A 12216-nucleotide genomic window follows, 5' to 3' on the forward strand; every position below is an offset into this window, starting at 1 on the left:
GATCCTTCCCCCGCCTGCGGGGGAAGGTGCCCGAAGGGCGGATGGGGGAAGCCTTGCCTCAGCCCCCGGCAGAGCCCTCCAACCCACCCTGCTAGAATGGTCGTTTCGCAATAGTCCGGCGCCCCCGTGGTGCCCGATCCAAAGGAGTCATGCATGTCCCACGATATTCTCAAGGCGCTCGGCCTGGGCGATTCGCAGTCCGGCACCTACCTCGGCAACGGCGAGTGGTCCAAGACCACCGACGCCGGCACGATCAAGCCGCAGAACCCGGCCACGGGTGAGGTGATCGCCAGCGTACATGCCTCGAGCAAGGCCGACTACGAGACCATCGTCAAGCGCGCGCAGGAAGCCTTCAAGGTCTGGCGCACCACTCCGGCGCCGCGCCGCGGTGAAGCCGTGCGCCTGTGCGGCGAGGCGCTGCGCAAGCACAAGGACGCACTTGGCTCCCTCGTCGCGTTGGAGATGGGCAAGATCAAGCCCGAAGGCGACGGTGAAGTGCAGGAAATGATCGACATCGCCGACTTCGCCGTCGGCCAGAGCCGCATGCTGCATGGCTACACCATGCATTCGGAGCGCCCGGGCCACCGCATGTACGAGCAGTACCAGCCGCTGGGCCTGGTCGGCATCATCAGCGCGTTCAACTTCCCGGTCGCCGTGTGGGCCTGGAACGCCATGCTGGCCGCGGCCTGCGGCGACATCTCGATCTGGAAGCCCTCGCCCAAGACCCCGCTTTCGGCGATCGCCACCATGAAGATCTGCAACGAGGCGCTGAAGGACGCCGGCTTCCCGGACATCTTCTTCCTGTTCAACGACGCCGGCACGGAACTCTCGCAGGCGTTCGTGGACGACAAGCGCATCCCGCTGATCAGCTTCACCGGCTCGACCAAGGTCGGCCGCATGGTCGGCGAGCGCGTCGCCCATCGCATGGGCCGCTCGCTGCTGGAACTGGGCGGCAACAACGCGATCATCCTGGATGAAACGGCTGACCTGAAGCTCGCCATCCCGGGCATCGTGTTCGGCGCCGTCGGCACCGCCGGCCAGCGCTGCACCACCACCCGCCGCCTGTTCGTGCACGAGTCGATCTTCGACAACGTGCTGGACACGCTGGTCGGTGCGTACAAGCAGGTCGAGGGCAAGATCGGCGATCCGACGCTCGCCACCACGCTGATGGGCCCGCTCAACAGCCCCGAGGCCGTGAAGGCGTATCAGGCCGCCATCGAGAAGGCCAAGGCCGCCGGCGGCACCGTGCGCACCGGCGGTGCGGCACTGACCGACCGCAAGGGCAATTTCGTGCTGCCGACGATCGTCACCGGGGTGAAGAACTCGGACGACGTGGTGCAGACCGAGACCTTCGCGCCGATCCTCTACGTGATGCCGTTCAAGACGCTCGACGAAGCGATCGAGATGCAGAACGACGTGCCCCAGGGCCTGTCCTCGTCGATCTTCACCAACAACCTGCGCGCGGCCGAGCAGTTCCTCTCGGCGGCCGGTTCGGACTGCGGCATCGCCAACGTCAACATCGGCACCTCCGGCGCCGAGATCGGCGGCGCCTTCGGCGGCGAGAAGGAGACCGGCGGCGGTCGCGAGTCCGGTTCGGACGCCTGGAAGGTCTACATGCGCCGCCAGACCAATACGATCAATTACTCCGACGCACTGCCGCTGGCACAGGGCATCAAGTTCACCGTGTAAGAAACGCCCTCTCCCCCGGCAACGCCGGGGGAGAGGCTTTTGGCGAAGCTCTTGTCCGGGTTCCAGAGCACAATAGGGTTCCGCGACCGTGGGCATGACGCCCCGGGGATGGCAACCTTCCGCCGAGCCGGCACACAGCGAGGACCGACGCCATGAACGCAACGCCTCCCGTCCATCGCACGACCAGCGCCCTGGCCGTGGTCAGCCTGGTGTCCGGCATCGCCTCGTGGTGCGTCGTGCCGCTGATCGGCGCCATCGTGGCGATCGTCTGCGGCCACCTGGCGCGCGGCGAAATCCGCCGCTCGCAAGGCCAGATCGAGGGCGACGGGCTCGCGGTCGTGGGCCTCGTGCTCGGCTACGTGCAGTTGGCGTTCGGTTTCATCCTGCTGCTGTTTGCCATTGCCGCGGTCGTGCTCGGCCTGTCGATCGGCATCGGCTCCTCGTTCTTCCACTGACATGCCCGGCGGCACCTTCGACTTCACCGGCTACCGCGTGCTGGTCGCCGGCGGCAGCAAGGGCATCGGCCGAAGCATCGCGCTGGCATTTGCCGGAGCAGGCGCGGCGGTATCGATCTGCGCGCGCGATCCACAGCCGCTCGAGTCGACGCGGCAGGCACTGGCCGCCTTTGGTCACCCCACGCACGCTGCCAGCTGCGATCTTGCCGATGCGCAGGCCATCACGGGATACATCGCCGGCGCCGCCCGGTCGCTGGGCGGCATCGACGTGCTGGTGAACAACGCCAGCGGCTACGGCTTCAGTGACGACGACGAAAGCTGGCTGCGGGGCTTCGAAGTCGACCTGATGGCCGCCGTGCGCGCCTCGCGGGCCGCCCTGCCCCATCTCGAAGCCTCGCCGCACGCATCGATCCTGCACACCAGTTCCATTGCCGCCTTCCACCCGCGCCGCAACGGTGCGCCGTATGCCGCGGTGAAGGCGGCGCTCAGCCAGTACACCACCTCGCAGGCATTGGCGCTGGCTGCCAAGCGCATCCGCGTCAACGCCATCGCGCCCGGATCGATCGAATTCCCCGGCGGCCTGTGGGACCGCCGCCGCCGCGAGGAACCCGCGCTCTATCAGGCCACGCTCGCGAAGATCCCCTTCGACCGCTTCGGCGCGCCGGAGGAAATCGCCCATGCCGCCCTCTTCCTCGCCTCGCCCTACGCCGCCTGGATCACCGGCCAGACGCTGTGCGTGGACGGCGGCCAGGGCCTCAACGGATAAGCCATGTACGACCATATCCGCCCGCTGCTGTTCGCACTCGACGCCGAGACCGCGCACCGGCTGACCCTGTATGCGCTGGGCGTGGCCCATCGCAGCAACCTGGGCCGCTTCGTGGCCACGCCGCCGGACGACCTGCCGGTCACCGCGTTCGGCATCCGCTTCCCGAACCCGGTCGGGTTGGCGGCGGGTCTGGACAAGAACGCCGCGCACATCGACGAGTTGGGCGCGCTCGGCTTCGGTTTCGTCGAGGTCGGCACGGTCACGCCACGCCCGCAGCCGGGCAACCCTAAGCCGCGCATGTTCCGCCTGCGCGACCACGAGGCGATCATCAACCGGCTCGGCTTCAACAACGAAGGCGTCGACGCGCTGGTGCGCAACGTCGGGGCGTCCCGCTACCGCGGCGTGCTGGGCATCAACATCGGCAAGAACAAGGACACGCCCAACGAACGCGCGGTCGACGATTACCTGTTCTGCCTGGAGCGGGTGTACCGCCACGCCAGCTATGTCACGGTCAACATCTCCTCGCCCAACACCCAGGGCCTGCGCGACCTGCAGGAAGAGGCCACGCTGCGCCGCTTCATCGAAACGCTCCGCGAGGCGCAGGAACGGCTGGGCAGCCAGGCCGGCGCGCGCAAGCCGATGTTGCTCAAAATCGCGCCGGATCTGGCAGAGGCCGAACTCGACGGCATGGCAGAGGTGCTGCGCACGGCCGGCATCGACGGGGTGATCTGCACCAACACCACGATCGACCACAGCACGGTGGCGGGCGACCCGCACGGGCAGGAAGCCGGTGGCCTCTCGGGCAAGCCGTTGTTCGCCCGCTCCACCGAGGTGCTGCGCGGCATGCGCGCGCGGCTGGGACCGCAGGTGCCGATCGTGGGCGTGGGCGGCATCCTCGATGGCAGCGATGCGGTCGAAAAGCTCGAGGCCGGCGCGAATCTGGTGCAGGTGTACTCGGGCCTGATCTACCGCGGACCGCGCCTGGTCGCCGAATGCGTCGACGAGATCCGCCGCCAGCGTGGAGCGAACCATGCTGGCTGAGCGCATCGACATGGGCGGCTACACGTTGATCGAAAACGCGCCCCTGGTGGCGCGCAATACGTTGCGCGTGGCGGCCCGCGCGCGGCTGCTGGCCGAGGTCCGCGATGCGGCCAGACTTCCGGAACTGCTCGACTTCCCGGCCGTGCGCAACGGCCCGCTACTGGTGCTGGGCGAAGGCAGCAACCTGCTGCTGACCGGCGACTTCGACGGCACCGTCGTGGCGATGGCCACCCGCGGCGTGCAGGTCGAACAGGATGGCGAGGTCGCGCGCATCGCGGTGGCTGCGGGCGAGCGCTGGGACGACTTCGTGCGCTGGACACTGGGCCAGGGCTTCGCCGGCCTGGAGAACCTGATCCTGATTCCCGGCACGGTCGGCGCCGCGCCAATCCAGAACATCGGCGCCTACGGCACGGAGGTCGCCGAGTTCATCGAGAGCGTGGAGGCCTGGGACCTGAAGGAGCGCCGCGTCGTCTCGCTGGACAACGCCGCCTGCGCCTTCGCCTACCGCTACTCGCTGTTCAAGCGCGACCCGAGCCGCTACATCGTCACCGCCGTGCGCTTCGCCCTGCCCCGCACGCACGCGCTGCGCCTGGACTACGCCGGCATCCGCGAAGAGCTGGCGCGCATGGGCGTGGACAAACCCGCGCCCTTCCACGTCGCCGAAGCGGTGGTCCACCTGCGCACCCGCAAGCTGCCCGATCCGGCCGTCATCGGCAACGCCGGCAGCTTCTTCAAGAACCCGGTCGTCGAGGCGGCGCTGGGCGAAGCGCTCGAACGCGAGCACCCCGAACTGGTCGCCTGGCCCGGCAGCGACGGCCGCTGGAAACTCTCGGCCGCCTGGCTGATCGAGGCCGCCGGCTTCAAGGGCTACCGCGAGGGTGACGCCGGCATCTCCAACCGCCACGCCCTGGTGCTGGTCAACCACGGCCACGCCAGCGGCGCCGAGCTGTGGGCGCTGGCACAGAAGGTGATCTCGGGAGTCGAGGCGAAGTTCGGGGTGCGGCTGGAGCCGGAGCCGGTGGTGGTTTGAGGCAAGGCCTCCCCCATCCGCCCTTCGGGCACCTTCCCCCGTGGAACGGGGGAAGGACCAGCGCCATCCCACCTGCCGAGCTTCCCCCGTTTATGGGAAAGGGCCAGCGCCCCCCCCTTTCGAGCCTTCCCCCGTTTACGGGGGAAGGTGCCGACAGGCGGATGGGGGAAGCCTTGCCTCAGCCCATCAACGCCGCGCCTTCGACAGCAGCCGCAGAATCTCCATATACAGCCATACCAGCGTCACCATCAGCGCAAACGCGCCGTACCACTCCATGTACTTCGGCGCACCGGCCTGCGTGCCGCGCTCGATCAGGTCGAAGTCCAGCGTCAGGTTGAGCGCCGCCAGGCCGACCACCACCAGGCTGAAGCCGATGCCCAGCAGCCCGGACTCATGGATGAATGGCACCTGCACGCTGGTGAACGCACGCAGCCCGAGGTCGACCAGGTACAGCAGCATGATCGCCCCGGTGGCGGCGACCACGCCGGTGCGGAACCGGTCGGTGACCTTGATCACCCGCGTGCGATAGAGCACCAGCATCACCGCCAGCACGCCCGCGGTCAGCATCACCGCCTGCAGCACGATGCCCGGATAGCGCAGCTCCATGAAGGCCGAGATGCCGCCGAGCGCGAAACCCTCGGCAATCGCGTACAGCGGCGCAGTGATGCCCGACCACTGGCGCAGGAAGGTGCTGGCCATCGCCAGTACGAAGCCGACGAGCAAGCCTCCCCACATGAACGGGGAGATCGCGGCGATGGCGCCAGCGACATTGCCGGCCGCGGCCAGCGTGTCGAAGCGGTGCCAGGTCCAGCCGCCGGTCACCACGGCCAGCAGAAGCAGCAGCCCGGTCTTGGCGACCGTGCCGTTCATCGTCATGCGGTCACCTTGGGCGAACAGGCCCTGGAAGGTGTTCCCGCGCAGTACCGGGTTGCTGGAGCGCATGGATTCCCTCTCGTATGTTCGCGCGGTGCGCACAGGCCACCATCCTAGCGCGCGGCAAGACTCCCCGGGCGAGGTCGGTCGAGCTCTGGCAGGAATACCGTGATCAGCCCCATCAGCGGCAGGAACGCGCACAGGCGGTAGACGTACTCGATGCCGTGCGCGTCGGCGAGATGTCCAAGCACCGCCGCGCCGATGCCGCCCATGCCGAAGGCAAAGCCGAAGAACAGGCCCGAGACCATGCCCACGCGCCCCGGCAGCAGTTCCTGCGCATAGACCAGGATCGCCGAGAACGCCGAGGACAACACCAGTCCGATCACCACGCTGAGCACGCCGGTCCAGAACAGGCTCGCGTGCGGCAGCAGCAGCGAGAACGGCGCCACGCCGAGGATGGAAATCCAGATCACCGACTTACGCCCGATCCGGTCTCCGACCGGACCACCGATCAGCGAGCCGGCCGCCACCGCGAACAGGAACACGAACAGGTGCGTCTGCGCGCTCTGCACCGACACGCCGAAGCGGTGGATCAGGTAGAAGGTGTAGTAGCTGGAAAGGCTCGCCAGGTAGAAGTACTTGGAGAAGATCAACAGCCCCAGGATCACCAGCGACAGCACCACGCGGTTGCGCGAGGGCATCACCAGCGCGTGGTGCCGGCGCGCACCGTTGCGGCTGGCGTGGTGCCGGCCATACCAGGCACCGACCTTCACCAGCACCGCGATCGCCAGCAGCGCCGCCAGCGAGAACCAGGCCACGCTGCCGCGCCCGTGCGGCACGATGATCCAGGCCGCCAGCAGCGGACCCAACGACGAGCCGGTGTTGCCGCCGACCTGGAACAGCGACTGCGCCAGGCCGTGCCGTCCGCCCGAGGCCATCCGCGCCACACGCGAGGCTTCCGGATGGAACACTGACGAGCCGGTGCCGACCAGCGCGGCGGCAACGAGCAATACGGGGAAGCTGGGCGCCACCGCGAGCAGCAGCAATCCGCATAAGGTGAAGCCCATGCCGACCGGCAACGAGTACGGCATCGACCGGCGATCGGTCGCCACGCCCACCAGCGGCTGCAGCAGCGAAGCGGTGATCTGGTAGGTCAGCGTGATCAGGCCGACCTGGCCGAAGCTCAGCGCGAAACCGCTTTTGAGGATCGGATAGATCGCCACGATCAGCGACTGGATCATGTCGTTGAGCAGGTGCGAGAAGCTGATGGCGCCGAGCACGGCAAAGGCGGTGCGCGGCTCCGCGGGCAAGGCGGCGGCGACGGGTTCGGCGCGGGTCTGCATCGGGCGGGGTCCGGGGGGAGCGCGGCCTGGAGCCGCGGCGCGCACTCTAGAGCCTGAGGCGGTCATCCGTATACCGGCTTGCGGTCGATTCGCGGGCGGTTGTCTTTGCGGTTCCCCGCAAGGCTTCCCCCATCCGCCCTTCGGGCACCTTCCCCCGCAGGCGGGGGAAGGATCGGAGTGCGCGGCTGGCCCGCGAGCCTTCCTTCGCACGCGGGGGAGAATCGAATCGCGCAGCTGGTCCGCGAGCCTTCCCGCGCGCGCGGGGGAAGGTGCCGACAGGCGGATAAGGGAAGCCTCGCCTCAGCCCACCCTATCGCCGCAACCCGAACTCCTCGGCCGCCCGCCCAGCGCGCAGGCGCGCAGTACGGATCGCTGCGGCCAAGCGCCCGCCAGGCATGCGTGTCTGCTTGCGCCTGCGTGGCCGCCGAACATCCGACACCGCGCCGCGCCGCCGCGCCGACGCATGCATCGTCGGCAGCGTGCCGCGGGACGTGCCTTCGCCTGGCGGCGCATGCCCGCCGTCCGCCCCCCGACGCGCCCGTCCGCCGATGCCAGCGGGATTGACAATCGGGACGCCTGCGCGCTTCGAACCTGCCTTCGCCGCCATGCGATGCCACCCTGTGCTGGTTGGGAGGGGCATGCTGCGCAGCGCCGCGTGAAACGGCGGACAAGGCTTCGTTCGATGTCCATTCGCCCCCGCGACGGGTGCGCGACGCGCCGATTGACCGCCTGTGGGCGCCACCGGATCATGGCCGGATGCCTCTCCTGCGACGACTCCTGCTCTGCCTGCTGCTGGCGGCCCTTCCCGCGCTCCACGCGCAGGATGCTCCGGCCGGCAGCAACCCGCCCACCGTCTCGCCCGCGCAGGCGCTGGACGACCTGCGCGACCAGCTCGACTCGATCAAGTCCGCGCTCAAGCGCAAACCGGACGACCGCACCCTGGCCGACCTGCGCACCACCGCGCTCTCAGTGCAGGACCAGGCCGAGCAGCTCGCCGCGACGCTGGCGCCGCAGATGGACAGCCTCGACGCGCGGCTGGCCGTGCTCGGTCCGGCACCGGCCAAGGGCGCACCACCCGAGGCGGCCGAGGTGGCTTCGCAGCGACGGCAACTGGACAAGGCCAAGTCGAACCTGGACGCGCAGGTCAAGCAGGCGCAGCTGCTGGGCGAGGAAGGCATGCAACTGGCCGCCCAGGTGTCGGGCCTGCGCCGCGACCAGTTCCAGGCGCAGCTCGCTTCGCGCACCGCCACGCCCCTGGGCAGCGCGTTCTGGACCGAGCCGGCCCGTTCGCTGCCGGACGATCTGGCACGCCTGAAGCGGCTGAGGGCGCAAATCGCCGAGGCCTGGCACGACGCCTGGCAAGCACCCAACCGCCTGCCACTCGTGCTCTGCATGGGCGCTGCCTTGTTGCTGCTCCTCGCCGGCCGCTTCCTGCTGGAACGCTTGCTGGTCTTCCTCGCCACGCGCGTGATGCCCGACAGCCACCTGCGCCGCAGCGCCACGGCGTTCGGCATCGCGGTGGGCGCCGCGGTGGTGTTCGGCCTGGCCGCGCAGCTCGTGCGGCTGGGGCTGAACTGGAACGACACGCTCGATCCGGACCTGGACGAACTGGCCTTGTCGCTGGTGCGGCGCGTGAGCTTCGCCGCGTTCGTGGCGGGGTTGGGCCGGGCCCTGCTTGCGGTCAGGCACCCGTCCTGGCGCCTGCCGACGCTATCCAACGCGGCGGCCCATCGCCTGCGCCTCTTCCCGGGCCTGCTGGCCGCCGCCACCTTGCTGCTCAGCGTGGTCGAGCGCATCAACAGCGCGATCGGCGCCAGCCTGCCGGCGACCGTCGCGACCCGCGGCGTGATCGCGCTGGTGGTCAGCGGCCTGGTCGGCCTGGCCCTGCTGCGGCTGGGCCAGGCCCGGCGTGCCCTGCTCGCCTCCGGCAGCGCACCGGCGCAGCGACCGCTGTGGGTCGGGCTGCTTGCCGGCGCGGCGACGCTGGCCGTGGTGCTCAGCTGGATCGCGGTGGCGCTGGGCTACATCGCGCTGGCGTTCTTCCTCGCCACGCAGATGCTGTGGATCGGCGTGCTGATCGGCGCGCTCTACCTGTTGCTGCACCTGGTGCACGACCTGATCGCCACGCTGCTGGCCCCCAACGGCCGCAGCGGGCAGCGCCTGCAAGCGGCGTTCGGGCTGCCGCCGCGCACGCTGGAGCAGGCTGCCACGGTGCTGTCGGGGATCAGCCGCGTGCTGATCCTGCTGCTGGCGATCGGCGCGTTGCTGGCCCCCTTCGGCACTGATCCGCAGGACCTCGCCGCGCGCATGGGCCAACGCTTCGGCAACCTCACGCTGGGCGAACTCACGATCGACCCGAGCACGGTGTTCGAGGCGCTGGCGGTGTTCGTGCTTGGGCTGGTCGCCGTGCGCGTGCTCAAGCGCTGGCTGGGCGACCAGTTGCTGCCCAAGACCACGCTCGAGCCGGGCATGCAGAACTCGGTGGTCACCCTGCTCGGCTACGTCGGCGGCGTGCTGGTGTTCGCGCTGGCGCTGGCCGCGCTCAACGTCAGCCTGCAGAGCATCGCCTGGATCGCCAGCGCGCTCTCGGTGGGCATCGGCTTCGGCCTGCAGGCGATCGTGCAGAACTTCATCTCCGGCCTGATCCTGCTGGCCGAACGGCCAGTGAAGGTGGGCGACTGGGTAAGCCTGGCCGAGGTCGAGGGCGACATCCGGCGCATCAACGTGCGCGCCACCGAGATCCAGATGTGGGACCGCTCGACGGTCATCGTCCCCAACTCGCAGCTGATTACCCAGAACGTGCGCAACGTGACCCTGGCCAATGCGCAGGGTCGCGTGCAGATCAAGCTGCCGATGCCGCTGGATACCGATGCCAGGCGCGTGCGCCAGATCATCCTGGATGCCTTTCTGGGCCACCCGACGATCCTGGGCACGCCCGAGCCCAATGTGCAGCTGGAGCACGTGGACACGCTGGGCATCCACTTCGTCGCCACCGGCTACGTGCCCAGCCCGCGCGAGGTCGGCGGCGTGCGCAGCGATTTGTTGCTGGCGATCCTGGAACGGCTGCGCATCGAAAGGTTGCCGCTGATCCGCCCCCAGGACATGCGCATCCACCGTCTGCCCGAACCGGGCGAGACCGGCTGAGCGGGGCTTCGGCAACCATGGCCTTCCACCAGCGCCGGCCTGCCCCGCCGCTCGATGCGCTGGTCGAAAAGCTGTGGGACTGGGACATGCCGCCCGCTGCGCATCGTTACGAACGTGTGCTGCCGCAACCCGGCGCGCAGCTGATCATCAACCTGTACGAGGACCAGACGCGCGTCTACAGCGACGACGCCGAGCGACGCTGCCTGGCTTCCTCCGGCAGCGTGCTGGGCGGTCCGCAGCTGTCCAGCCAGATCATCGATACCGCCGAGCAGATCCGCGTGATGGGTGCGGTCTTCCGCCCGGGCGGCGCCGGTGCGCTCACCGGCGAGGACATGGGGGCGATCGCCGGTTGCGACGTGGACCTGGCCGGACTGTTCGGGAGCCATGCGGACGCCCTGCGCCAGCGCCTGCTGGAAACGACCGAACCGAACGATCGGCTGGCCCTGCTGGAGCGATGGCTGCAAGAGCGCATGCGCCTGCCGCAACTGGAGACATGTGTCGCCCATGCGCTGGCCTGGCTGGAGCGCATGCCCCAGGTGGCGCGCATCGGCTGGCTGGTGCACGAAACCGGAGTGTCCGAGCGGCGGCTGACGCGCCTGTTCCGTCGGCAGGTCGGGTACGGTCCCAAGCAGTACGCGCGCCTGTTGCGCTTCCGCGCCGTAGTCGAGCAGGTGCATGGCCTGCCCAACGTGGACTGGGCCGGCATGGCGGCCGATGGCGGCTACTGCGACCAGGCCCACCTGGCCCATGAGTTCCGCCGCTTCGCCGGCGTGACACCCGGTGCGTTCATGGCCGCGCGGGGGTCCTACCCGAACCACCTGCCGCTCGATTGAGCGGACGGAAATCTACAAGACCGCCATCCGCCGACGGCCTAGATTCATCGCTCCCAACCCGGAGACCTCAGGATGAACCAAGGACCCAGCACCATCATTCCCTGCCTGCGCTATCGCGATGCCCATCGGATGATCGACTGGCTGTGCGAGGCGTTCGGCTTCCAGAAGCACGCGGTACACGACGATGGCCAGGGCGGCGTGGCGCACGGGCAGCTGGTCTACGGCGGCGGCATGCTGATGCTCGGCAGCGTGCGCGAGGACGGCTTCGGTAGCCTCATGGCCCAGCCCGATGCCCTGGGCGGACGCGAGACGCAGTGCGCCTGCGTGACGGTCGCCGATTGTCGCGCGCACTACGAGCGGGCCAAGGCGGCCGGCGCGGAGATCGTGGACGAATACGCCGAGAAGGAATACGGCGGTGCCGGCTACGGCTGCCGCGATCCGGAGGGGCATCTGTGGTGGTTCGGCAGTTACGACCCGTGGGCCGGCTAGCGAACCCGGAGCGGCGGGCGGCTCCTTCGCGCTGGAGTGAAAGTCGGCTCGCCGGACGCTCCCTTCGTTGGAGCGTTGTAGGAGCGCACCCTGTGGGCGGCCGGGGAGATGGCGGTCGCGCACAGGTGCGCTCCTACAGTGGCCCTTCCGACGCTCGAGGCTAGCCTTGTCCCCGTCGCCCAGCCCCCTCCCCGGTGGGGAGAGGGAGCGGCTGCCGCACAGGTGCTGGAGTGATGTGCGATCGGGCCGGATCAGCTCCCTCTCCCCTCCGGGGAGAGGGTTGGGGTGAGGGGCCGGGGCTCGCGGGACGCTCTCATCGCCGGCTGTTGTAGGAGCGCACCCTGTGCGCGACCGGGAAGATGGCGGTCGCGCACAGGTGCGCTCCTACAGTGGCCTTTCCGACGCTCGAGGCGCCTCACGAGCCTTTCCCCGGTGGGGAGAGGGAGCGGCTGCCGCACAGGTGCTGGAGTGATGTGCGATCGGGCCGGATCAGCTCCCTCTCCCCTCCGGGGAGAGGGTTGGGGTGAGGGGCCGGGGCTCGCGGGACGCTCTC

General features: G+C 69.3%; 10 protein-coding genes. 8 read left to right on the forward strand and 2 right to left on the reverse strand.

The window, feature by feature from the left end; translation table 11 throughout:
- The first annotated feature begins 153 nt into the window (after positions 1 to 153).
- From amaB to murB, 5 genes are all read left to right on the forward strand, one after another.
- Positions 154 to 1689, forward strand: coding sequence for an L-piperidine-6-carboxylate dehydrogenase (amaB, locus tag ACFWZ3_RS16890; RefSeq protein WP_439708842.1), 1536 nt, complete (start codon positions 154 to 156; stop codon positions 1687 to 1689).
- A 152-nt stretch (positions 1690 to 1841) separates the two neighbouring features.
- Complete coding sequence (locus tag ACFWZ3_RS16895) at positions 1842 to 2144, forward strand: DUF4190 domain-containing protein (protein ID WP_439700623.1); 303 nt, start codon at positions 1842 to 1844, stop codon at positions 2142 to 2144.
- 1 nt (position 2145) lies between these two features.
- The gene (locus tag ACFWZ3_RS16900) at positions 2146 to 2910 is read left to right on the forward strand and encodes an SDR family NAD(P)-dependent oxidoreductase (protein WP_439708843.1); all 765 of its coding nucleotides are present in this window, start codon (positions 2146 to 2148) and stop codon (positions 2908 to 2910) included.
- A gap of 3 nt (positions 2911 to 2913) precedes the next feature.
- Positions 2914 to 3951 carry a quinone-dependent dihydroorotate dehydrogenase gene (locus ACFWZ3_RS16905; protein WP_439708844.1) on the forward strand — a complete coding sequence of 346 codons (1038 nt, stop codon included), beginning with the start codon at positions 2914 to 2916 and terminating at the stop codon, positions 3949 to 3951.
- A gap of 10 nt (positions 3952 to 3961) precedes the next feature.
- Complete coding sequence (gene murB, locus ACFWZ3_RS16910; protein WP_439708850.1) at positions 3962 to 4981, forward strand: UDP-N-acetylmuramate dehydrogenase; 1020 nt, start codon at positions 3962 to 3964, stop codon at positions 4979 to 4981.
- Positions 4982 to 5167: 186 nt separating this feature from the next.
- Here the strand turns inward: murB and ACFWZ3_RS16915 are convergent, their stop codons facing one another.
- A complete protein-coding gene (locus ACFWZ3_RS16915) occupies positions 5168 to 5923 on the reverse strand; it encodes a Bax inhibitor-1/YccA family protein (RefSeq protein WP_439708845.1) in 756 nt (251 codons plus the stop codon).
- Between the two features lie 44 nt (positions 5924 to 5967).
- Positions 5968 to 7197, reverse strand: a complete 1230-nt coding sequence (locus ACFWZ3_RS16920; RefSeq protein WP_439708846.1) for an MFS transporter — start codon at positions 7195 to 7197, stop codon at positions 5968 to 5970.
- A gap of 756 nt (positions 7198 to 7953) precedes the next feature.
- Here ACFWZ3_RS16920 and ACFWZ3_RS16925 point away from each other — a divergent pair.
- The 3 genes from ACFWZ3_RS16925 (at position 7954) to ACFWZ3_RS16935 (ending at position 11663) form a co-directional block, all read left to right on the forward strand.
- Entirely contained in the window at positions 7954 to 10341 is a 2388-nt protein-coding gene (locus tag ACFWZ3_RS16925) for a DUF3772 domain-containing protein (protein WP_439708847.1), read from the forward strand.
- 17 nt (positions 10342 to 10358) lie between these two features.
- Positions 10359 to 11174, forward strand: a complete 816-nt coding sequence (locus ACFWZ3_RS16930) for a helix-turn-helix domain-containing protein (protein ID WP_439708848.1) — start codon at positions 10359 to 10361, stop codon at positions 11172 to 11174.
- Positions 11175 to 11246: 72 nt separating this feature from the next.
- Positions 11247 to 11663, forward strand: coding sequence for a VOC family protein (locus ACFWZ3_RS16935; protein WP_439708849.1), 417 nt, complete (start codon positions 11247 to 11249; stop codon positions 11661 to 11663).
- The last annotated feature ends 553 nt before the right edge of the window (positions 11664 to 12216 follow it).

Source organism: Frateuria sp. GZRR35 (genome assembly GCF_051900415.1).
GTDB lineage: Bacteria > Pseudomonadota > Gammaproteobacteria > Xanthomonadales > Rhodanobacteraceae > Frateuria_A.

What these genes read in the sequence shown, in the direction of transcription:
- ACFWZ3_RS16915 (WP_439708845.1), bottom strand. Translation starts at nt 5,923, where the DNA reads ATGCGCTCCAGCAACCCGGTACTGCGCGGGAACACCTTCCAGGGCCTG.
- ACFWZ3_RS16925 (WP_439708847.1), top strand. Translation starts at nt 7,954, where the DNA reads ATGCCTCTCCTGCGACGACTCCTGCTCTGCCTGCTGCTGGCGGCCCTT.
- ACFWZ3_RS16920 (WP_439708846.1), bottom strand. Translation starts at nt 7,197, where the DNA reads ATGCAGACCCGCGCCGAACCCGTCGCCGCCGCCTTGCCCGCGGAGCCG.
- ACFWZ3_RS16905 (WP_439708844.1), top strand. Translation starts at nt 2,914, where the DNA reads ATGTACGACCATATCCGCCCGCTGCTGTTCGCACTCGACGCCGAGACC.
- ACFWZ3_RS16935 (WP_439708849.1), top strand. Translation starts at nt 11,247, where the DNA reads ATGAACCAAGGACCCAGCACCATCATTCCCTGCCTGCGCTATCGCGAT.
- murB (WP_439708850.1), top strand. Translation starts at nt 3,962, where the DNA reads ATGGGCGGCTACACGTTGATCGAAAACGCGCCCCTGGTGGCGCGCAAT.
- ACFWZ3_RS16930 (WP_439708848.1), top strand. Translation starts at nt 10,359, where the DNA reads ATGGCCTTCCACCAGCGCCGGCCTGCCCCGCCGCTCGATGCGCTGGTC.
- ACFWZ3_RS16900 (WP_439708843.1), top strand. Translation starts at nt 2,146, where the DNA reads ATGCCCGGCGGCACCTTCGACTTCACCGGCTACCGCGTGCTGGTCGCC.
- amaB (WP_439708842.1), top strand. Translation starts at nt 154, where the DNA reads ATGTCCCACGATATTCTCAAGGCGCTCGGCCTGGGCGATTCGCAGTCC.
- ACFWZ3_RS16895 (WP_439700623.1), top strand. Translation starts at nt 1,842, where the DNA reads ATGAACGCAACGCCTCCCGTCCATCGCACGACCAGCGCCCTGGCCGTG.